General features: G+C 52.4%; 19 protein-coding genes and 3 pseudogenes. 12 read left to right on the top strand and 10 right to left on the bottom strand.

Going from position 1 to position 20,368, the window contains the following annotated elements; all coding sequences use genetic code 11:
• Positions 1 to 157: 157 nt before the first annotated feature.
• The gene (locus QJT81_09725) at positions 158 to 1,717 is read left to right on the top strand and encodes a YdiU family protein (protein ID WGZ96226.1); all 1,560 of its coding nucleotides are present in this window, start codon (positions 158 to 160) and stop codon (positions 1,715 to 1,717) included.
• 15 nt (positions 1,718 to 1,732) lie between these two features.
• Here QJT81_09725 and QJT81_09720 read toward each other — a convergent pair whose 3' ends face one another.
• The 6 genes from QJT81_09720 to cobB form a co-directional block, all read right to left on the bottom strand.
• Entirely contained in the window at positions 1,733 to 2,062 is a 330-nt protein-coding gene (locus QJT81_09720; GenBank protein WGZ96225.1) for a hypothetical protein, read from the bottom strand.
• 141 nt (positions 2,063 to 2,203) lie between these two features.
• Positions 2,204 to 2,680, bottom strand: a complete 477-nt coding sequence (locus QJT81_09715; protein ID WGZ96224.1) for a rhodanese-like domain-containing protein — start codon at positions 2,678 to 2,680, stop codon at positions 2,204 to 2,206.
• 17 nt (positions 2,681 to 2,697) lie between these two features.
• A complete protein-coding gene (locus QJT81_09710; protein WGZ96223.1) occupies positions 2,698 to 3,372 on the bottom strand; it encodes a response regulator in 675 nt (224 codons plus the stop codon).
• A gap of 35 nt (positions 3,373 to 3,407) precedes the next feature.
• The gene (locus QJT81_09705) at positions 3,408 to 5,087 is read right to left on the bottom strand and encodes a histidine kinase (protein ID WGZ96222.1); all 1,680 of its coding nucleotides are present in this window, start codon (positions 5,085 to 5,087) and stop codon (positions 3,408 to 3,410) included.
• A 4-nt stretch (positions 5,088 to 5,091) separates the two neighbouring features.
• Positions 5,092 to 5,403: an iron-sulfur cluster assembly accessory protein gene (locus tag QJT81_09700; GenBank protein WGZ96221.1), complete on the bottom strand. Its 312-nt coding sequence runs from the start codon at positions 5,401 to 5,403 to the stop codon at positions 5,092 to 5,094.
• The gene (gene cobB, locus QJT81_09695) at positions 5,400 to 6,788 is read right to left on the bottom strand and encodes a hydrogenobyrinic acid a,c-diamide synthase (glutamine-hydrolyzing) (GenBank protein WGZ96220.1); all 1,389 of its coding nucleotides are present in this window, start codon (positions 6,786 to 6,788) and stop codon (positions 5,400 to 5,402) included. The genes QJT81_09700 and cobB overlap by 4 nt, the downstream gene beginning before the upstream one ends.
• A gap of 86 nt (positions 6,789 to 6,874) precedes the next feature.
• Between cobB and QJT81_09690 the strand changes: the two genes are divergently transcribed.
• Positions 6,875 to 7,237 carry a septal ring lytic transglycosylase RlpA family protein gene (locus tag QJT81_09690; protein WGZ96219.1) on the top strand — a complete coding sequence of 121 codons (363 nt, stop codon included), beginning with the start codon at positions 6,875 to 6,877 and terminating at the stop codon, positions 7,235 to 7,237.
• A gap of 61 nt (positions 7,238 to 7,298) precedes the next feature.
• Here QJT81_09690 and mtgA read toward each other — a convergent pair whose 3' ends face one another.
• A complete protein-coding gene (gene mtgA, locus QJT81_09685; GenBank protein WGZ96218.1) occupies positions 7,299 to 8,078 on the bottom strand; it encodes a monofunctional biosynthetic peptidoglycan transglycosylase in 780 nt (259 codons plus the stop codon).
• 30 nt (positions 8,079 to 8,108) lie between these two features.
• On the opposite strand from mtgA, the gene QJT81_09680 reads away from it, so the two are divergent.
• The 5 genes from QJT81_09680 (at position 8,109) to QJT81_09660 (ending at position 12,910) form a co-directional block, all read left to right on the top strand.
• On the top strand, positions 8,109 to 9,035 hold the full coding sequence (locus QJT81_09680) for an ABC transporter ATP-binding protein (protein WGZ96217.1): 927 nt from the start codon (positions 8,109 to 8,111) through the stop codon (positions 9,033 to 9,035).
• Entirely contained in the window at positions 9,032 to 9,805 is a 774-nt protein-coding gene (locus QJT81_09675; protein WGZ96216.1) for an ABC transporter permease, read from the top strand. The genes QJT81_09680 and QJT81_09675 overlap by 4 nt, the downstream gene beginning before the upstream one ends.
• Before the next feature lie 2 nt (positions 9,806 to 9,807).
• Positions 9,808 to 11,049: a TIGR03862 family flavoprotein gene (locus QJT81_09670; GenBank protein ID WGZ96468.1), complete on the top strand. Its 1,242-nt coding sequence runs from the start codon at positions 9,808 to 9,810 to the stop codon at positions 11,047 to 11,049.
• Positions 11,050 to 11,162: 113 nt separating this feature from the next.
• Positions 11,163 to 12,275, top strand: a complete 1,113-nt coding sequence (locus QJT81_09665) for a bifunctional isocitrate dehydrogenase kinase/phosphatase (protein ID WGZ96215.1) — start codon at positions 11,163 to 11,165, stop codon at positions 12,273 to 12,275.
• Positions 12,272 to 12,910: a bifunctional isocitrate dehydrogenase kinase/phosphatase gene (locus QJT81_09660; protein WGZ96214.1), complete on the top strand. Its 639-nt coding sequence runs from the start codon at positions 12,272 to 12,274 to the stop codon at positions 12,908 to 12,910. The genes QJT81_09665 and QJT81_09660 overlap by 4 nt, the downstream gene beginning before the upstream one ends.
• Before the next feature lie 109 nt (positions 12,911 to 13,019).
• Here QJT81_09660 and QJT81_09655 read toward each other — a convergent pair.
• Positions 13,020 to 14,061, bottom strand: a pseudogene (locus QJT81_09655) (IS630 family transposase).
• A 238-nt stretch (positions 14,062 to 14,299) separates the two neighbouring features.
• On the opposite strand from QJT81_09655, the pseudogene QJT81_09650 reads away from it, so the two are divergent.
• Positions 14,300 to 15,364, top strand: a pseudogene (locus QJT81_09650) (PDDEXK nuclease domain-containing protein).
• Between the two features lie 65 nt (positions 15,365 to 15,429).
• Here QJT81_09650 and QJT81_09645 read toward each other — a convergent pair.
• On the bottom strand, positions 15,430 to 16,620 hold the full coding sequence (locus tag QJT81_09645) for a Fic family protein (protein ID WGZ96213.1): 1,191 nt from the start codon (positions 16,618 to 16,620) through the stop codon (positions 15,430 to 15,432).
• 281 nt (positions 16,621 to 16,901) lie between these two features.
• On the opposite strand from QJT81_09645, the gene QJT81_09640 reads away from it, so the two are divergent.
• Positions 16,902 to 17,153, top strand: coding sequence for a hypothetical protein (locus QJT81_09640; protein WGZ96212.1), 252 nt, complete (start codon positions 16,902 to 16,904; stop codon positions 17,151 to 17,153).
• A gap of 91 nt (positions 17,154 to 17,244) precedes the next feature.
• Positions 17,245 to 18,042, top strand: coding sequence for a CbbQ/NirQ/NorQ/GpvN family protein (locus QJT81_09635; protein WGZ96211.1), 798 nt, complete (start codon positions 17,245 to 17,247; stop codon positions 18,040 to 18,042).
• On the opposite strand, the gene QJT81_09630 is transcribed toward QJT81_09635, so the two are convergent.
• Positions 18,039 to 18,731 (bottom strand): Crp/Fnr family transcriptional regulator, encoded by a 693-nt coding sequence (locus tag QJT81_09630; protein ID WGZ96210.1) that lies wholly within the window; start codon positions 18,729 to 18,731, stop codon positions 18,039 to 18,041. The genes QJT81_09635 and QJT81_09630 overlap by 4 nt on opposite strands.
• Positions 18,732 to 18,747: 16 nt before the next feature.
• Between QJT81_09630 and QJT81_09625 the strand changes: the two genes are divergently transcribed.
• Positions 18,748 to 19,239, top strand: coding sequence for a hypothetical protein (locus QJT81_09625; GenBank protein ID WGZ96209.1), 492 nt, complete (start codon positions 18,748 to 18,750; stop codon positions 19,237 to 19,239).
• A gap of 65 nt (positions 19,240 to 19,304) precedes the next feature.
• A pseudogene (locus tag QJT81_09620) lies at positions 19,305 to 20,353 on the top strand (IS630 family transposase).
• Positions 20,354 to 20,368: the final 15 nt, after the last annotated feature.

Genomic DNA, 20,368 nt, shown 5'->3' with positions numbered 1-20,368 from the left:
TCCTCCGAAGATAATATTTCCAACAACGGAATTTAAGGGAGTGCGTTAGCACTCCCTTTTTTCATGGCACAACGGAATCCACCCCGCTCATTACGGCTTCTCGACATGCTCCCCATCATCTGGTTTGCTTGCGGACACTCCACCAACAGGATTCCCCATGCGTCCCCTAATTTTTGATAACCGTTTTGTACGCGAACTCCCCGGCGATACCGACGGAATTAATATGCCACGTCAAGTGTATGATGCACTGTGGTCAAGCGTGCAACCCACGCCGGTAGCCAATCCGCAATTGCTGGCGTACTCATCCGAAGTCGCCACGCTATTAGGTTGGACAGATGCCGACATGCAACACCCCGATTTCGCGCAAGTATTCGGCGGCAACCAGCTCATGACCGGGATGCAACCCTACGCCGCCTGCTACGGCGGGCATCAGTTCGGCGGCTGGGCAGGACAATTAGGCGACGGACGTGCCATGAGCCTCGGCGAAACCATCAACAACGCGGGCGAACGTTGGGAATTGCAACTCAAAGGCGCAGGTTCCACTCCCTATTCACGCCGCGCTGACGGACGTGCCGTGTTGCGATCCTCCGTGCGCGAATTCCTGTGCAGTGAAGCCATGCATCACCTCGGCATTCCTACTACGCGTGCCCTGAGCTTGGTCGCAACCGGCGATGGCGTGGTACGTGACATGTTTTACGATGGCAACCCGCAAATTGAACCCGGTGCAATTGTTTGCCGTGTCGCGCCTTCCTTCATACGTTTCGGCAATTTTGAACTGCCCGCCTCACGCGGCGACATCGGTTTGCTGGAACAGTTAGTGGATTTTACCATCGCCCGTGATTACCCCGAACTGCGAGGCGATACACAGGAAAAGCGCGGGCAATGGTTCTTGGAAATCTGCCGCCGCACAGCCATCATGATTGCGCATTGGATGCGCGTCGGCTTCGTGCATGGCGTGATGAATACCGACAATATGTCGATTCTCGGCTTAACGATTGATTACGGCCCCTACGGCTGGCTGGAAGATTACGACCCCATGTGGACACCTAACACCACCGATGCACAAGGCAAACGTTACAGCTACGGGCAGCAACCTTACATCGGTCATTGGAATCTGGCACGTTTAAAAGATGCGCTGAAACCGGTGATCAGCGATGTCAGTGTGTTGGATGCCGGTTCGCAAGTATATGCCGATACTTACAGCGAAACTTTCGGTACGATGCTAGCGGCGAAATTCGGAATTCGGGAACTTTCCGATGAAGATGCACCATGGATCAATAGCGCGTTTGAGCTGTTGCACAAAACGGAAGTGGACATGACGCTGTTCTTCCGCAACCTTGCGATGCTAGACGTGCAACAACCGACACTCACACCACTCTACCCCGCTTTCTACCGTGACGACCTATTGCAACAGTATCATGCCGAGTGGAATAACTGGTTACAGCAATATTGTCAGCGTTTACAAAAAGATAACATGCCAACAGGTGAACGTCAGAAGCGCATGAATGCGGTTAATCCACGTTTCGTGCTACGCAACTACCTTGCGCAACAAGCGATTGACCAAGCAGCCAGCGGGGATAATAGTCTCATCACGGAATTGTTAACAGTCTTGCGTCATCCCTACGACGAGCAAGCGCAATACGCAACATTTGCCGAAAAACGCCCTGAATGGGCACGGCATAAGGCAGGGTGTTCTATGTTGTCTTGTAGCTCATAACAGGAAAGTCGTTTGCTACTTAGACGCCGGAGGTTTACGTAATGGCAAAGCACAGAAGGTTGTGCATTGCTTATTGTTACCCACGTTAACTTCAACCTTTTGTTGCCCTTTGGGTTCGGGTGGCTTGGTTTCCACCCGAATGCTGGATTTAGGCTCGGCTAAAGGCACACCTTTATTAATAGGTGCCGCATCAGGTGCTTCTGCCTCTGTTTGTTGCTTGAATGGATTGATACTAGATACTGCACCCACCATCATTTCAGAAAAGTTTGCACAACCCGATACGGTTAAACTTACCAACAACACCAGCATACCTGCCAATGTTTGAGAGGATGTTTGTTTCATCACGCTTGATCTCCTTACTTTACCCGGCACATCGGGCGTTTTTCACACAAAGTAACGCAAGTGTAGCAGTAAAGAGACAATACGTTGGTTGATTTTATTGATATGTTGCGTAATACATACAAAAAATGTATTTGGGTACACGACCTATGGTTTAGACTCCAACTGATCGGGGCGTACCGGTGGATTTAATTCCGCTTCTGCCCAATCAATATCCACTTGCTCACCCGCGTTATTGAACAACGGTAGCTCATAATCATTCCAGCCACGTACCCCTGTTTTCATGGAATACACCTGCTGATAGCCCATCAAACGTAACGTTAATGCCGCTAATGCAGTACGATTTCCTGAACGGCATACCAATACAACCGGCTTATCCCGCGCTTGTACTAATTCAGGAATCGTGTCGGAATAACCCCAATCGCAGGATGCTTCCAAAATACCACGCGGCACATGCAAGGCGTTTTCGATATGAGCAGCCGCGTATTCATCCGCTTCACGAATATCGACAATGAGCAGATCAGGATTGCTCGCCTGCATTTCCTCAACATCCCACGGCATAACTTCTTGAATATGCAGCAGTGCATCAGCGACCAACGCTGCGAAGGTTTTTTCAGTCTTCATAATAGTCTCAGGCAGATTTAATTCTCAGCGTTAGCCGCTTCCACACGGATACCGTGCTCCACCGCCATCACCGCCGCCGTAATGCGCGAACTCACATTCAATTTACGTAAAATAGCTTTCACATGCAGTTTTACCGTGCCATCCGATATACCCAAATTGCGGGCAATGACTTTGTTGCTTTGACCTTCTGCCAGCAACGTCAGGATTTCGTATTCACGGGGCGTCAGCTCGGAAAACGGGTTAGCAATTTTATCTTCATTAGCACGTGCATCCCCGCCTTGCACTACTCTAGCCAATACGGGGGCAAGTTCGGGCGCAACCACCGTTTTACCCGCCACGATTTCACGCAATGCCACAACCAGTTCATCCGGCTCAATATCTTTGAGCAAATAACCGCGTGCCCCGCTGCGTAACGCTTCCACCAGATCATTTTCATTACTGCTGGTCGTCAGCATGACCACGCGCAAATTAGGGGTATTCTTGCGTAACTGGCGTAATACGCTGAGGCCATCCATTTGTGGCATCCGCATATCCAGCAAGACAATATCGGGTTCAAGGTTCAGTGCAGCCGCCAGCCCTTCATCACCGCTGCCGACCGCAGCTACCACACGGATACCCCGCCGTGTCAGCAAATCTTCCAAACCTGCACGAAACAGGGTGTGGTCATCAATCAACAATACTTTTTCGTTCATGTGGGGTCGCTTGTTACTGTGGTCATCAGAGCGGGTTACACGCCAAACAAGTCAGAGAGCTTCTTGGTTGGTGGTGCATCGAAGTTCAATTGTATCAGTGTACCCTCACCCGGCTCACTTTCAAACTGTATCTCACCACCGATCTTTTCGGCTCGCTCCTGCATAATGCGTAAACCGATGTGTTCGCCAGTGGTTGGATTGGGTTCAGGCAAAGGATCAGGCAAACCGATGCCGTCATCTTCCACCAAAATACTGCATTTGCCTTCTTCGCTACTGTGCAAGAGCAGACGCACGGTGGATGCTTGGCTATGCTTACGAATATTGGTCAGCGCTTCTTGCACAATCCGAATCACTTCAATTTCCGCTTCACGGGACAAATCTTTTAGCGCCCAATTGTGATAGAAAAAGACTTCCATGCCAGTTTCTTGGCGGAAACGCTCCGTCAGGCGCTCAACGGCACGCAAGATACCTTTACCATCAATCGGCGCACGGAAATCCGTGATCAGACTGCGTAGCTCCGCGTAGGCTTCGTCGATGGTGTTTTCCAACACCTCCAACTCATGCCACATATCGGCTTCCACCCCGCGATTGAACGAGTCATCCAGCAAACGCACTTTAAAACGCAAGCTGGCAAGGGTTTGTGCCAGTGAATCATGCAACTCGTGTGCCATACGAGTGCGCTCTTCCATAATGGATAAGGTGCGCATGTCTTCATCGCTATTGGCTTTCTCAATCGCCATACCCAAATGCTGACCGATGCTCAGCAATAATTCATCGTCTTCCAGTTTGTCATAACGCCCTTGACGAATGAATAGATTATAAACACCCAAAATTTTATCACGGTATTGCAGCGGAATCGCCAGCATTTCCAAGTCTTGTTTACCCGCACATAAAGGCTTGCCTAGAATCACATTGCATTGTGAAACATCACCCCGCATTTTGATTTCGCGGTCACTGGCAGCTTTGCCGCATAAGCAACCGGGTAATGGCAAGGTTTCTTCCGCTTTTAAGGCGGCGGTATTCAAACCAATGCTAGACACCAAGCGCATATTGCCTTCGCGATCCAGCAAACGCACCGTCGCTGCTTCCGCGTGCACTACATCGGTCAACGTATGCAGAAAACGGTTCAGCAAATCCTCCAGACTATCGGCACGATTTACACAGCTTGCGACTTCATAGAGAACGCTCAAGTGACGCTTTTTTTGGGCAATGTACTTTTCCTGCCGACTCATGCGCTTTTGTTGCACCCGTGACAGCGCTTGATAATCTTCGGTAATCGCATTGATTTGCTCGCGAATTTTGCGTGATGGGCAACTTTTGCCTGAAATCGGCATCCGCGCACTCAAATCGCCTTTACGCAGACGAATCGCCCATCGGGATAATTCCGCCCCAAATTTAGAAAACTCACGCCACACCCAATACAGCAGCGATAACACCCCACCACCGGCCATGATCCACAAGCCAGTCATCACCGGTGCAATCCACTGGTACTCGGCTTTGCTGCTGGTTGCCCAAAAATAGACTGCGCCAATTACCGTGAACGTGAAAAACAACACCATCAGGCTCACCTGTGCCTGCCAAGGCAAATCAATCACCGGGCGACCTTCCTGACTCGCCCAGTAACTGTCACGTGAAGCCGTAGCAGTAGCATCGTCAACCTCTGCCTGCTGGCGCAGTGTGGTGGGAATGGGGAGTTTGACAACGCTTTCTTGCACGAAATTATGCCTGTGGTGGACGGTAGTTAGGGTCATTCGGGTTAATAAAGACAAACTCCAGTTTACCGTCAATTTCCACGTAGTCCAGCGTCATGCCTGCCACTAAAGGTTGGGAAGCTTCATCCACCACTAACGCCACACCTTCGGATTCCATTTTTTGGTCGCCGTCTTTGCTTTGATCATCAAATCCCATCAGGTAATGAAATCCGCCATCCGGCTTTTTCTGAATGGCAATCCGTAACGGCAAGCCAATGGCATTGCCTTGTACCGATGCGGTACGAACCTGGTTAGCAGCAGTGGGGGTAACTGTGATCATGCAGTAATTTTCCTTTGAGTCTGGCGAATAAATTCAACAAAACGCTGCGCCCAGCGAAATTGCGAGGTGTCGCGCATGTGCGTGTAAGAGGCTAACAAATTGCGGTAAACCCAGCCATCGTGTTGACCGTCAATGCCGGTTCCGCGCCGCATACGGTAGGCGAATTTACCCGTCGCGGTCAAATTCTCAAGGCGCGAGTAGTGGAACTCATGCGCGTTGATGGTGTGCAGCATATCGCCACCCGGCCAGGGCATGTCAGCGGTTTCCTGCAATTTCACGTAACCCCTGCCCTGCGGCTTGGTATGCATGACCGCATCGCCGGGAATCACGCCGACCATATCCGCTTGCCGCCCATTCCAAATGAGACTGCGGGATAGGTACATCAAACCCCCGCATTCGGCGTAGGTGGGCAAGCCGTTGTCGATGGCGGTGCGGATGGATTCGCGCATGGATGCATTCGCCGCGAGTTGCTGCATGTGGGTTTCGGGGAAACCACCGCCAATGAACAAGCCGTCGATGGCTGGCAAAGCTGTGTCTTGCAGAGTGTTGACGGGAACGAGGGTTCCGCCTGCTTGTTGGAGAGCTTCGAGGTCGCCGGGGTAGTAAAAACCGAAGGCGGGGTCTTGGCAGATGCCGATGCGGAGAGATGGAGCATTCCCCCCCATCCCCAGCCCTTCCCCCGCAAGGGGTGGCGGGAGCGAAGAGGAACCAGACGCTATCCCCAACAACACCCCCAAATCCACCTGCTCTGCCACCAGCTCCCGAATCCGCGCAATCTGCGCCTCTGCTTCGCCACTCTCATTGCTCGGCATTAACCCCAGATGGCGTTCCTCAATCTCCATCTCAGAATTGTTTTGCACCGCACCCAGCACCTTAATATCGGTGTAATGCTCAACAGATTCGCGTAACTTGGCAGCATGACGCGCCCCACCCACACGGTTGAAGATGATTCCGGCAATATTCACTTCCCGATCAAACGCCTGATAACCCAGCAACAACGGTGCTACGCCACGGGTCATCCCCCGCGAATCCACCACCAGAATGACGGGCGAACGGGTCAGCTTGGCAACGGCAGCATTGCTATCCGAACCATCCAGCGCCATGCCGTCGTACAAGCCTTTATTCGCTTCGATCAGCGCAATATCAGCGTCCAGCGAATAATGTTGCACCGTCTGGATAATCTCATCCGGTGTCATGGTATTGAAGTCGAGGTTGTGGCAAGGGCGCTGGCTGGCTGCACCGAGCCACAGCGGGTCAATGTAATCGGGGCCTTTTTTGAACGGCTGTACCCGCAAGCCTTGAGCGTGCAAAGCAGCGCACAGACCAATCGAAAGCGTGGTCTTGCCAGAGGATTTGTGGGTTGCGGAGATAAAGATTCTTGCCATGTCGATATTCTAACGCAACTCCCGTATATTCTTAAATGTTAATGCATTTATTGACAAAATCCGTCGTATGTTTTTTTTTGGAAATCATGAATAAATCCAGCATCTTGCCGCTACTGTCCTGCTGCTTGCTGGTCGCTTGCCAAACACTTGGCACGGGAACAGCAATGGCAGGCAAGGCTTCGTACTACGCACACCAATACCACGGTCGCCCGACTGCCAGCGGTGAACCGTACAATATGTATGCGATGACCGCCGCTCACCCCAGCTTGCCTTTCGGCACGTTGCTGCGTGTGACTAATTTGCAAAACGGGCGTTCTGTCGTCGTGCGGGTTAATGACCGTGGGCCTTACAAAGCGGGGCGGGTTGTCGATGTGTCGTTGGCAGCGGCGGAACAGCTTGGGCTGATATTGCCGGGTACGGCGGATGTGCGGTTGGAAATCGTGCGTTAGTAGAATTTAGCCAAAAACGATGTAATAGCACTACTACCACCCTTCGTGGTCACCACGCAGCTCAATCCAACTTCTGCAAATACGCCGCCCCACCAATCGAACGCATCTGCCGCAAAATCCGGCTCTGCCGCGCCCGCACATACCCCGACGGCTTCACCACGCTGTATTTGCGCGGCGCGGGTAACACCGCTGCCAGCAACGCCGCATCCGCCGCCCCCAGCTTGCCCACCGGCTTATGCAGCAAATTCGCACTTGCCGCCCCCACGCCATAATCCGCCTTACCAAACTGCGCGGTATTCAGGTAAACCTCCAGAATCCGCTCTTTCGACCAGAAGATTTCCATCACCCCAGAAATGCCCCATTCCAAGCCCTTGCGCAGATAACTCCGCCCTTCCCACAGGAACAGGTTTTTCACCAACTGCTGGGTAATCGTGCTGCCGCCACCTTTGCCACGCCCGCGCATTTCCGCCCGAATCGCCGCCTCGGTCGCCACCATATCAATACCCCAATGTTCGGCAAAACGCTGGTCTTCGGACGCAATCACCGCCAACTGCATGTGGCGCGGAATCTCCTCCAAACTCACCCAATCGTGGCGCACAAACGGCGTTTCCGCGCTAAAGATAGCCACCACATCTTGGCGCAACATAAACGCAGAAGTCGGCACTGGCAGCCAACGAAAAATCAGCAACCACACACACAACGCCATGAACAGCAACAACGGCACGCGCCACAGCCAGTGCGCCCAATGCTTGGCTTGTCCAACAGTTAACAGATCATACAATTTCATAATGGCGCGTATTATGTCACAACAAATCCCCACTCGTGAGATACGTGCTAACATTCACGTTTCGTTTTCAACAGAAAAATCACCATGACGACGGCTCTCGACATTCAAGGCTTACAAAAAACCTACGGCAACGGCTTCACCGCCCTCAAAAGTATCGACTTGCGCGTGGAACAAGGCGACTTCTTCGCCCTGCTCGGTGCAAACGGCGCAGGCAAATCCACCACCATCGGCATTGCCAGTTCCTTGGTGAACAAAACCGCAGGCAAGGTCAGCATTTTCGGCTACGACCTCGATACCCAACGCGAACAAGCCAAAGCGCAAATCGGGCTAGTGCCGCAAGAATTCAACTTCAATATTTTCGAGCCAGTCGTTGAAATCGTGGTCAATCAAGGCGGCTATTACGGCATCCCGCGTGCCGAAGCCTTTGCCCGTGCCGAAGTGCTGCTCAAACAACTCGGTTTGTGGGAAAAAGCCCGCGACCAAGCCCGCACCCTCTCCGGTGGCATGAAACGCCGCCTGATGATTGCACGTTCCCTCATCCACCAACCGCGCCTGCTGATTCTCGACGAACCCACCGCTGGCGTTGACATCGAAATTCGCCGTTCGATGTGGGAATTCCTGCGCAAACTCAACGCGGATGGCACAACCATCATTCTTACCACCCACTATCTGGAAGAAGCCGAAAGCCTGTGCCGCAATATCGGCATTATCGACCGAGGCGAGTTGATCGAAAACACCAGCATGAAACAGCTTCTCAACCGACTGGATACCGAAAGCTACGTCTTCGACCTTGCCAGCCCGGTGCAGGTATTACCGACTACCAGCAACCTGTGCCATTTCACCCTGCAAGACCCAACCACTTTGGAAGCGGTATTCCACAAAGAACACTACTCACTCAACAAAGTGTTCGCCTTCCTCAATGAACACGGTGTCATCGTCAACAGTATGCGCAATAAAACCAACCGCTTAGAACAACTTTTCATGGATTTGGTGGAGAACAACAAGCAATGAATGCTCAACAACTCTGGACAGCCTACACCACTATTCTGGTCAAAGAAGTGCTGCGCTTCGCACGGATTTGGGTACAAACCATTGTTCCCCCCGTGATCACCACCGCGCTATATTTCGTGATTTTCGGCAATCTGATCGGCTCGCAAATTGGCGATATGGAAGGGCATAGCTACATCGACTTCATTACGCCGGGCTTGATCATGATGACCGTGATCACCAACTCCTACGCCAACGTGGTGTCGTCGTTTTACGGCAGCAAATTTCAGGGCAATGTCGCCGAAATGCTGGTATCGCCGATGCCGAATTGGATCATTCTGGCAGGCTTTGTAAGCGGTGGCGTAGCGCGTGGCTTGGCGGTTGGGTTGGCAGTCACGCTGGTATCGCTGATCTTCAGTACCCTGAGTGTGCAACATATTTTCATCACCTTTACGATTGTGCTGCTGACATCGGTACTGTTTTCGTTGGCGGGGATAATCAACGCGGTGTACGCGAAAAGTTTTGATGACATCACCATTATCCCAACCTTCGTACTGACGCCGCTGACGTATTTGGGCGGGGTGTTTTACTCGATTGCGATGCTGTCACCGCTGTGGCAGAACATTTCCTTGCTGAACCCCGTGCTCTACATGGTGAATGGCTTCCGTTACGGCATTTTGGGCGCGTCGGATATGGCGATTTGGGTAAGTTACGCGGTAATCATCGGTTTTATCGGCTTGTTGGGCGGATTTAGCCTGTATTTGTTGAATAAAGGCATTGGGATTCGCAGTTGAGCGTGATCGTTATCGGCGGCGGTCCCGCTGGACTTATGGCGGCAGAACAGCTTACCAACGCGGGTTATGCGGTGGATTTGTACGATGCCATGCCGACGCTGGGGCGCAAGTTCTTGCTGGCGGGGATTGGCGGTTTGAACATTACCCACTATGAACCGTTTGAGGCGTTTTGCAGCCGCTACGCCGAACATCAACCGCAATTACAACCGCTGTTAGCACGCTTTGGCGCAGAAGAATTGCGGGCGTGGTGTGCGAAATTGGGCGTAGAAACGTTTGTTGGCACATCGGGGCGCGTGTTTCCTAAGGAAATGAAAGCTGCGCCGTTATTGCGGGCGTGGTTGGCACGGCTGAAACGTAACGGGTTGCGGGTGCATCCGCGTCATCGTTGGGTGGGGTGGGATGCGCAGGGGCAACTTGTGTTTGAAACACCCCCAAGTACAATTACCGTTCCCTACACCGCAGTCATTCTCGCCCTCGGCGGTGGTAGCTGGAAAAAACTCGGCAGCGATGGCGCATGGGTCAAGCTGCTAACCGACCGTCAGATCCCCATCGCCCCCTTAAAACCCACCAACTGCGGCTTTCTGTGTGCATGGAGCGAACACCTCAGCAGCCGCTTTGCCGGTTCACCGCTAAAATCCGTCACTTTAAGTTTCACCGATTTGACGGGGCAAACCGAAACGCGCATGGGTGAAATGATCGTCACCGCACGCGGCGTGGAAGGCAGCTTAATCTACGCCTTTTCTGCTCGCTTACGTGACACGCTGGATACACACGGTTCAGCCACCTTCCACTTGGATTTACTCCCCAACCACAGCCACGCCCAGCTTGAAGCCGCCTTGCACAAAAAGCCCGCCAACAAAACGCTGGGCAACTTTCTAAAAAGCCATTGGAAATTGGATGGGGTAAAAGCAGCACTGCTGTTTGAAACGCTGGATAAAGCACACTGGCAAAACATTCCACTGCTCGCTGCAACCTTAAAAGCCATTCCCATTACCATCACCGCGACCACGCCCATTGACGAAGCCATCAGCACCGCAGGCGGCGTACCGTTTGAAGCCTTGGATGAAAATTTGATGTTGCGGCACTTACCGGGGGTATTTTGCGCGGGGGAAATGCTGGATTGGGAAGCGCCGACAGGCGGTTATCTCCTGACAGCGTGCTTTGCCAGCGGACGAGAGGTCGGAGAGGGCGTCATCCGCTGGTTAGCATCGGTCAGTGAGACACGTCTAACTCCGCCGCACTAACCTAATCTCGGTAATTGTCGACAACATGCCATTTCAATGCGTTTGTTGCAGCGCACATAAATATTCCTGTAATATTCTGACCTCTTTCCTTGGATATTTTAGGTGGGTAGGGTATGGCAGAACAGGCTTTGCAGATCAATTCTCTTGCACGCGGCATTGCCACCACCATCCTGCAAGGCTTTAACCGGCACTTTGCTATTTTCCAGCAAATCACCGCTGGCGCACGTCAGCGTTTTGAGGATGCGGATTGGAAAGCGGTGCAACTCGCCTCCCGCGAACGCATTATGTTGTATGATCATCGCATCAAGGAAACCATTGCCCTGACCCGCGATTTGTATGAAATCAAGACCATCGACCCCAGCCTATGGCGCGAAGTCAAACACTGTTACATGCGCCTGTTGCTGGATCACCAACAGCCGGAACTGGCGGAAACCTTCTACACCTCAGTGTTTTGCCGCCAATTTCCACGCCAGTACTACACCAACGAATTCATCTTTGTGCGTAGCTCGATTTCGACCGAATACATTGATTCAGAAGAAACCAGCTACGTGTGCTACTACCCCGGCACGAGCGGCTTGCGCGAATCCATTATCAGCATCCTCCACAATGCGGGATTTGTGCTGCCGTTTGAAAACCTCGAACGCGACCTGCGCAATATTTACCGCGCCATCGTCAAGCACTACCCCGGCAAGACCAACCGCAAGGCACAACTGAATTTCCAGCTTGCCGTGATCCGCCACCCGTTTTTCCGTAACAAGGCGGCGTATCTGGTCGGGCGCATGATCAATGGGCGTGAAGAAACCGCCTTCGCCCTGCCCATTCTCAACAATGAAAACGGTGGTTTGTACATTGATGCGCTGGTGTGGGGGGAAAAGCAGCTTTCCGTGGTCTTCAGCTACTCGCAGGCGTATTTCATGATGGAACATCAAGTGCCGTCGGCGGTGGTGTGCTTCCTGCAACAATTGCTGCCGCGCCGCGATACCTCAGAGCTGTATTCAGCGATTGGTTTGCACAAGCAGGGCAAATCGGCGTTTTACCGCGACTTTTTGCACCACTTGAAGCATTCCAGCGATGAATTCGTGATCGCGCCAGGGATACGCGGCATGGTGATGATGGTATTCACCCTGCCCTCTTACCCCTACGTGTTCAAGATCATCAAGGACAAATTCGCGCCACACAAAAAGAATTCACCCGCCAACAGGTTGAGGAAAAATACCAGTTGGTGAAACGCCACGACCGCGTGGGGCGCATGGCGGATATGCTGGAATATTCCAACGTTGCGCTGCCACTGGAACGTTTCGATGCCAGCCTGCTGGAGGAACTGCAAGAAACCTGTGCCAGTAGCATCAGTTATGACACCGACAATCTGGTGTTCCGCCATGTTTATATGGAACGGCGCATGATTCCGCTGAACATTTTCATCGAAACCGCTGACGATGACGTTCTGGAAGGGGTGATCGAAGACTACGGCAATGCCATCAAGCAATTGGCGGGCGCGAACATTTTCCCCGGCGATTTCCTCTACAAAAACTTCGGGGTCACGCAGCAAGGGCGCGTGGTGTTCTACGATTACGACGAAATTACCTACATGACGGAATGCAATTTCCGCAAGATTCCACCGCCGCGCTTCCCGGAAGACGAGTTCCGTTCCGAACCGTGGTATTCGGTCGAGCCGAATGACGTGTTCCCGGAAGAATTCGGTACGTTTTTGCTGTCTACGCCCAAAATCCGCAAAACTTTCCTCAAATACCATCGGAATTTGTTGGATGCACGTTATTGGAAAGAGAAGCAGGATAAGATCAAGGCGGGCAAGTACGAAGATGTGTTCCCCTATCCTGAGGCATTGCGCTTCAAGCGTTGAAGAAAATCCCCCTCAATCCCCCTTTTGCAAAGGGGGAGGCAAGACAAAGAACTCTCTTGCTCCCCTCCTTTGCAAAAGGAGGGGTTGGGGGAGGATTTTCTTGTATACTTCAACCGCCCATAATTGCAGATTCCTCAAAGGTCTGAAAGTTGAGAGTCAGCAAGGAGTCCAAGGCTTTTTTATGCGTAGTGTGGGTTTGTGCCAAACAGGCATCAATGGCCTGCGCAAACGCGGTAAAGTTTTCATGGTAACGTGAATACAGGCATTCCTTCTTCACAAACTTCCAGAGGCGCTCAATCAGGTTCAGGTTGGGGGAATAAGCGGGTAGGAACAACAGTTCGATCCCGAGTGTTTGGGCGAATGTTTGTACCAGGCTACAGCGCTGGTAACGGGCATTGTCCATCACCAAGGTCACCGGGACATCCAGGGCCAATGCCTTGATTTGCCGAAGCAACTGACAAACACTTTGGGAGTTGATGTAACTGTCATTGGTCACGGTGACCAGTTCATGGGTGACTGCATTCAACGCACCGAGGACATTGTAGCGCTGGCGTCCGGCAGGGGCGCGGATGAACAGCCGGGTGAAACACCACAGGAACCCCAGAAACGGTGCCAGGACAAAATGGGCGGCGTCGACAAAGAAAACGGCGCGTTTTCCGGCCTTGGCCTCCTCAAGACGCGGCTCCAGCTCTTTTTTTAAAAGTCTCCTGGGCAGCAGGGTCGGCTTTCGCCGGTATCATCCCCACCTTCCTGACGGACAAACCCAAGTCATGCAGGAATAGCCGCACGGCTTCCCGCTTGAGTTCAAGGCCGGTTAAGCGCTGTATATCAGCGATCGCCTGACTGATCCGGGTCGGTGGATGCTTCTCAAAATGTTTCTTCAGGGGCTCACGGAAAGGTTCCAACCGGCGGGTTGGGCGACGGAAATCCAGTTGTTCCAAGGCAGCGATCCCACCTTGTTGGTAACGTTTCAAATAACGGGTGACCGTCGTTGAACTCACCTGTGCCAGCCGTTCAATGTCCCCATGCGCCATTCCCTGGCTTTTTAGCCACAACACTTCCATCCGTTGGCGGACGCGAGGGTGGGCATGGCGGTAACGCCCCTCATTCAAGGCGGTTTGATCGGATTCGCTGAAGTCTATCTGGATCATGGAAAGGACGACCGGTTGCCAATAACAGCCGTACTTTGCTTGAGGGCTTCTCATTATTCAACAGCTATTCACGGGCAAAGTATAACCAGTGCAAAATATACGAAAAAAAGCTAGATAATTTACTGAATCGAGCATCTCAGCAGATTGGGTTGTTGCAAGAGCGGCGGGCGGCACTGATTTCGGCGGCGGTGACAGGCAAGATTGATGTGCGGGGTTGGCAGTCGAACAAGGAGGCAGTATGAGTCAGGAAATAATCAATCCGAGTCTGGCGGGCGACATCAAAGCACTCATCCAGAACGCCAAACAACGGGCAGCTATTGCGGTCAATGCAGAGCTGACCCTGTTGTACTGGCAAGTCGGCAAGCGTATCGCGGATGAAATCCTCAAGGGTCAACGCGGCGAATACGGTCAGCAAATCATCAGCACGCTGGCGCAATAGCTATCCGCTGAATTCGGGCGCGGCTGGTCAAAACGCAATTTGGCGAATATGGTGAAATTTGCCGAGTATTTCCCCGATAATGAGATTTTGCACGCACTGCGTACACAATTGAGTTGGACGCATTTCAGGCAGTTGCTTGCCATTGACGAGCCGTTAAAACGTGATTTTTACGTGCAAATGAGCATTACCAGCCGTTGGTCAACCCGCACCTTGGCAGAACGCATCGACTCCCAATTGTACGAACGCACCGCCATTTCCAAAAAGCCGGAACAAACCATCACCAAAGAGCTGCAATACCTGCAAAGCCAAGGGCAAATCAGTCAGGACTTGCTGTTCAAAGACCCCTACCTACTCGATTTCCTCGAACTCAACGACCACTATCTGGAAAAAGATTTGGAGGACGCTATTCTGCGTGATCTGGAACAATTCCTGCTGGAGTTGGGCGCAGGTTTCACCTTCATCGCCCGCCAGAAACGCCTGCACATCGACAACGATGATTTCTACATTGACCTGCTGTTCTACAACCGCAAACTCAAACGCCTGATTGCCATTGACCTGAAAATCGGTCATTTCAAACCCGAATTCAAAGGCCAGATGGAATTGTACCTACGCTGGCTTGCCCGTTACGAACAAGAACCGGGCGAACAACCACCCTTGGGAATTATCCTCTGCGCCGGAAAAAAGCAGGAACAAATCGAACTGCTGGAGCTGGATAACAGCGGCATCCATGTAGCGGAATACCTGACGACCTTGCCACCCAAAGCCTTGCTGGAGCAGCGTTTGCATCAGGCTATAGAACGGGCGCGGCTGCGGTTACAGGATCAGGAGGATGCGACACTTAACCTTCCAAACACCCCGGCGTAATCGCCTCAACACCAAAAGTGTCAATATTGGCAAAATCACCGCATTGTTTGCGGCGATTAGCCCCGCTATTCACTGCATTCCTGTTGCTGAAACCATTCACGGAGAACAGCCATATCCTCAGCGACTTCTTTGACATCGGCTGTCTTCAACTCCTCCGCCGTCACCAGCCGATAGCTGGTGCTGCGCCCCTTCGCCGGATTCTGCACCAACACGCCCCAAGCCACCAACGCGCCAATATCCCGCAATGCCGTATCCGTCGAACATTTCGCCATCGTGGCGTATTTCGAGGTATTCATGTACCCCTCAAACTCACCCATCATCCGGTTAATAATCAGACGTTGCCGCTCATTTACTGTGTAAAGGTGCAGGTGTTCCCACACCTTGGCCTTGTGCAATACCGCGCCCAATGCTGCTTCCGCACTGGCAATTGCCCGCCCCAAACACGCCAAAAACCAGCTCAGCCAGGGGGTAATATCCAGCGAACCGCGTTGCTGGCGTTCGAGTTGCTCATAGTAATGTTTGCGCTCGGCTTCAATTTGCGCCGACATGCTGTAAAAGCGTTGCGGAGTAGCATCCGCCCGCGCCAACGCCATATCGGCAATCGCCCGCGCAATCCGCCCATTGCCATCTTCAAACGGGTGCAAAGTGATAAACCAGAAATGCGCCACACCCGCTTTCAGCACAGGGTCAAGACCGCCGTCATGCTCAAACCAGTCGAGAAACGCCGCCATTTCATCAGGTAGCCGGTTAGCATCCGGTGCTTCAAAATGCACCCGCCTGCGCCCAAAAGCCCCGGAGATAACTTGCATCGCCCCGGCAGAAGGCGGTCGCCACATTCCGACCATAATCGGTGTCATGCCACTAAAGCCACTCGGAAACAGCGCGGAATGCCAAGCGCACAGGCGTTCTTCGGTCAGCGGTTGCTGGTAAGCCTGCGTCGCATCCAGCAACACTTCGACAATGCCATTGATATGGCGACTGGAGGGCAAATGACCGCCCTTATCCATCCCCAACTGGAGCGCAATCGAAGAGCGCACTTCCTCACGATCCAGTTGTTCACCTTCAATCGCGGAGGATTTCACTGCATCACTGGTCAAGCTATTCAGGCTGGTTTCCATCTGGAGTGAAAACCCAAGGTGCGACATTCGCCCCAGCAAGTGGCCTTGTTGGTGACGGAGTTGTGCCAGTGGCGTACTCAAGGCTTTGTCATCCCAGTGAAATTGAGGCCATTCAGGCTGTTGGTGTATCCATTTCATCATAATCACCGCATCTTTTACGGTGTTTATAGCCGCTAATCACCGCAAGCGCAAGCCTAATCGCCGCATACCTTGCGGTGATTAACGCGCCTATTCACCGCAAGCGATTCCCCATTCTGTGCTAACATCCAGACAAATCTCCCTGCCTACAAACCCCGCAGGCTGCAACGAGGTATCGGGCTTGAACAAAACCAACGAAAAGCCGCGAGGAAGCCTTCCTTTCCGCCATTATTGCTCGCCTGAATGAAGTGTTCGTCACCGATAACCTGAGCGAGACGGACATGGTGAATTACGCCTACACCGTGCGCGACAAGGTGCGGGAAAACGGTCTGGTGATGCGCCAGCTTGCCAACAACAGTGCTGAACAAGCGATGCTGGGGGATTTCAGCCAAGCGGTAGATGACGCGATTATCGGCAGCAGCGAAGCGCACCAGAACCAGATGCTGCAATTGCTGGAAAGCCCGGAAAAGACCAAGCAGTTTGCACGGTTGATCTTTGAGTTGTTGCAGGCGGGGCAAGCACCAGGCCCATAAAACAGGGTTCGGGCGCTTGACCTGAGTCAATGCCCCGGTGTGCTGCATTGCCATAATCTTGCCCCATGCTTGATTTGAATGGGTATAAGACATGAATTGCCGCGCACACGATTTGATCCTCCCGCATTACCAAGCCCAAGCGCAGGAAGTGACGCTGTTTGAACACGCCTTCCGCCGCCAACTGCCGGTTTTGCTGAAAGGCCCCACGGGTTGCGGCAAAACCCGCTTCGTCGAACACATGGCAGCCAAGCTGGGCAGACCGCTGTACACGGTTGCCTGCCACGACGATTTAAGCGCAGCAGATTTGGTCGGGCGGCATCTCATCGGCGATGGCGAAACCTACTGGAACGACGGCCCCTTAACCCGTGCGGTGCGCGAAGGCGCAATCTGCTATCTGGATGAAGTGGTGGAAGCCCGCAAAGATACCACCGTGATCTTGCACCCACTCTCCGACAACCGCCGCATCCTGCCCATCGAACGCACGGGCGAAACCTTACACGCGCCGCCCGAATTCATGCTGGTGGTGTCCTACAACCCCGGCTACCAGAATTTGCTCAAGGGCATGAAACCCTCTACCCGCCAGCGTTTCGTGGCACTGCGTTTCGACTATCCCAAACCAGAGATCGAAACCCGTATTGTGGCGCAAGAAACCGGTGTGGATACCCAACTCGCCGCGCAACTGGTCAAGCTGGCAAACGCCTTGCGGGTGCTAAAAGAACATGATCTGGAAGAATCCGACTCCACCCGTTTACTGGTCTATACCGCTACGCTAATGCAGGACGGCTTCGAGCCACTCGCCGCCTGCCGCGCCGCGCTGGTCGAGCCACTGACCGATGACCCCGAAACGGTGGAAGCCTTAATGGAAGTGGTTAATACATTTTTCGCTTAAAGCTCGATGCGTACCAACGCTTCCAGCGCCGCCACATCCAGCAAGGTAATATGCTGATCATTCACTGCAATCAGCTCTTGGCTGGCAAGGCGCTTGAGGATGCGCGAGAACGTTTCAGGCTTGATCGACAGGCGCGAAGCCACGACATGCTTCGGCACATCCAGCACAATGCGGTCACAGGAAGGATCACTGCACCGCATTTCCAGCAACCAAATTACCAGGCGGAAAGTAGCATTATGCAGCGTCAAACGGTCAACTTCGTTCAGCAACCAGTGCATCCTGCGGCTCATCAGCCCCATCATGCCGAAGCACAGGTCGATGGAAGATCGCAGCATTTGTTCGTATTGCGCTGCATTGATGCCGACAACGATGGCGGGTTTGAGCGCCACCGCGTGTACCGGATATTGCTGCCCGCCCATGAACAACACCGCTTCGGCGAAACTGCTACCGGGGGCAATAATGTCCACCACTTTCTCATCACCATTCGGAGTCAGGCGGAACAGTTTCATAAAGCCCTTGCTGCACACGAAAACTTCGTTCATCGGGTCGCCCTGCCGAAACAAAAATTCGCCTTCGTTCAAGGTGTACAAATGCGCCGTATCCACCAAGGCATTGAACTGATCGGGTTCAAGGGCGCGAAACAGCGGCGAGCGGTGCAAGACAGTCAGGGTGTAATTATCTAATTTCATGCAATAAAGGCTAACAATGGAAGAATGGGTAGGTAAAGTTTGGCACAAATTGGTTACGCAAAGTGTAAACCATGAATACCCCCAAGCGCGGGTCAATTTGGACGAAATGCGCAAAACCCTTGGCATTGTATTACGCGCCTTGAGCGGCGACGCGGGTTTACAAATCCGCCAAAGCACCGACGTTGCCAGCAATGCCCCGCGCAATCTCATGCAACGCATTGCCGGAACAGGGCTAAAAACGCAAGCAGCATGGCGTGATGCGGAAAGCCTGAATTTGCCCGACAGCATCGCCCTATTCCCACAACGTGAATTGAATCGCGAAATGTATTTGTGGCTAACCACCACCGCCAGTAGGTCGGACTTCAGTCCGACAACCCGCCATCAACGCCTCCTCACCGCATGGCAAACCATCCACCCCGAAGCCACCGAACTCCCCCTAACCCTCATTCCGCCACCCAACACCCCACAACCCACCACGCCGGTTTCCTTATACCAGTCCGTGCCATAAAATAGTTTTTTTGATCAGGGAAATATGGTTAGATGACTGGTAACAAAAGCAGCCATGAGTAATGTATGACATTAAAAATCACTTTCACTGAGGATGAGATAGCGGAGCTGTTCTACTGGAAGGAGCGCCATCCTCATCCCAGAGTCCGTAAGAAAATGTCCGTGCTGTACCTGAAATCCCAACAGTTGACGCATAAGGAAATCAAACGATTGGAAAGGATTACAGAAGCCACGCTGCTTGCCTACCTAAACGCCTACCTACAACCTAACGGTTTAGAAGCTCTTAAAGAAATACGATTCAATAAACCACAGAGTGATTTGATGGCATATAAAGACAAGATTGAAGCCTATTTTCGTGAATATCCCCCCGCAACCAGCAAGGCGGCAGCCGCTAAGATTGAGGAGCTGACAGGCATCAAACGCAGTGAGGACAGGGTACGTGTCTTTATGAAGAAAATAGGGATGGACATCCATAAAGTGGGGATGATACCCGCCAAAGCTGATGTGGAAGCACAAGAAAAGTTCCTGGAAAATGAACTAAAACCGCGCATTCAGGAGGCTAAGGAGGGCAAACGCGCCCTTTTTTTGTCGATGCCGCCCACTTCGTGTTAGCACCGTTTCTGGGGTTTTTGTGGTCATTTTCCCGCGTATTCATCAAAGCCCCCTGTGGTCGACAACGCTACAACGTATTGGGCGCACTCAATGCGATAACGCTACAACTCATCACGATCACTAACGACTCCTATATCAACGCTAACAGCGTGTGTGAATTATTGGAAAAAATTGCAGCGTTAGCACTCAAAATACCGATCACTTTGGTCTTGGATAATGCCAAGTATCAACGCTGTGAAGCCGTGTTTGCCTGTGCGAAAAGGCTCAATATTGAACTATTATTTTTACCGACCTATTCACCCAACCTCAATCTGATTGAACGGTTGTGGAAGTTCGTCAAGAAAAAATGCTTGTACTCGAAATACTATGATAAGTTTCCCGCTTTCAAGGCGGCCATCACCAACTGTCTCGACAAGCTGGATACCGATCACAAGAAAGAACTGACCCAGTTGATGACAACAAATTTTCAAACCTTTAAAAATGTTCAGGTCTTGACGCTGTAAGGTATAGCAGCACCC

Origin of the sequence: Candidatus Thiothrix putei (genome assembly GCA_029972225.1) — a bacterium.
Lineage (GTDB): Bacteria > Pseudomonadota > Gammaproteobacteria > Thiotrichales > Thiotrichaceae > Thiothrix > Thiothrix putei.
Note: the sequence above shows the minus strand (reverse complement) of the source record. Positions and strands in the feature narration are given on the sequence as shown.

Excerpts from the sequence above, each read along its gene's own strand:
- QJT81_09725 (WGZ96226.1), top strand. The coding sequence starts at position 158 with ATGCGTCCCCTAATTTTTGATAACCGTTTTGTACGCGAACTCCCCGGC.
- QJT81_09625 (WGZ96209.1), top strand. The coding sequence starts at position 18,748 with ATGGAAGAATGGGTAGGTAAAGTTTGGCACAAATTGGTTACGCAAAGT.
- QJT81_09680 (WGZ96217.1), top strand. The coding sequence starts at position 8,109 with ATGACGACGGCTCTCGACATTCAAGGCTTACAAAAAACCTACGGCAAC.
- QJT81_09665 (WGZ96215.1), top strand. The coding sequence starts at position 11,163 with ATGGCAGAACAGGCTTTGCAGATCAATTCTCTTGCACGCGGCATTGCC.
- mtgA (WGZ96218.1), bottom strand. The coding sequence starts at position 8,078 with ATGTTAGCACGTATCTCACGAGTGGGGATTTGTTGTGACATAATACGC.
- QJT81_09675 (WGZ96216.1), top strand. The coding sequence starts at position 9,032 with ATGAATGCTCAACAACTCTGGACAGCCTACACCACTATTCTGGTCAAA.
- QJT81_09690 (WGZ96219.1), top strand. The coding sequence starts at position 6,875 with ATGAATAAATCCAGCATCTTGCCGCTACTGTCCTGCTGCTTGCTGGTC.
- QJT81_09635 (WGZ96211.1), top strand. The coding sequence starts at position 17,245 with ATGAATTGCCGCGCACACGATTTGATCCTCCCGCATTACCAAGCCCAA.
- QJT81_09645 (WGZ96213.1), bottom strand. The coding sequence starts at position 16,620 with ATGAAATGGATACACCAACAGCCTGAATGGCCTCAATTTCACTGGGAT.
- QJT81_09715 (WGZ96224.1), bottom strand. The coding sequence starts at position 2,680 with ATGAAGACTGAAAAAACCTTCGCAGCGTTGGTCGCTGATGCACTGCTG.
- QJT81_09710 (WGZ96223.1), bottom strand. The coding sequence starts at position 3,372 with ATGAACGAAAAAGTATTGTTGATTGATGACCACACCCTGTTTCGTGCA.
- QJT81_09630 (WGZ96210.1), bottom strand. The coding sequence starts at position 18,731 with ATGAAATTAGATAATTACACCCTGACTGTCTTGCACCGCTCGCCGCTG.
- cobB (WGZ96220.1), bottom strand. The coding sequence starts at position 6,788 with ATGGCAAGAATCTTTATCTCCGCAACCCACAAATCCTCTGGCAAGACC.
- QJT81_09640 (WGZ96212.1), top strand. The coding sequence starts at position 16,902 with ATGGTGAATTACGCCTACACCGTGCGCGACAAGGTGCGGGAAAACGGT.
- QJT81_09700 (WGZ96221.1), bottom strand. The coding sequence starts at position 5,403 with ATGATCACAGTTACCCCCACTGCTGCTAACCAGGTTCGTACCGCATCG.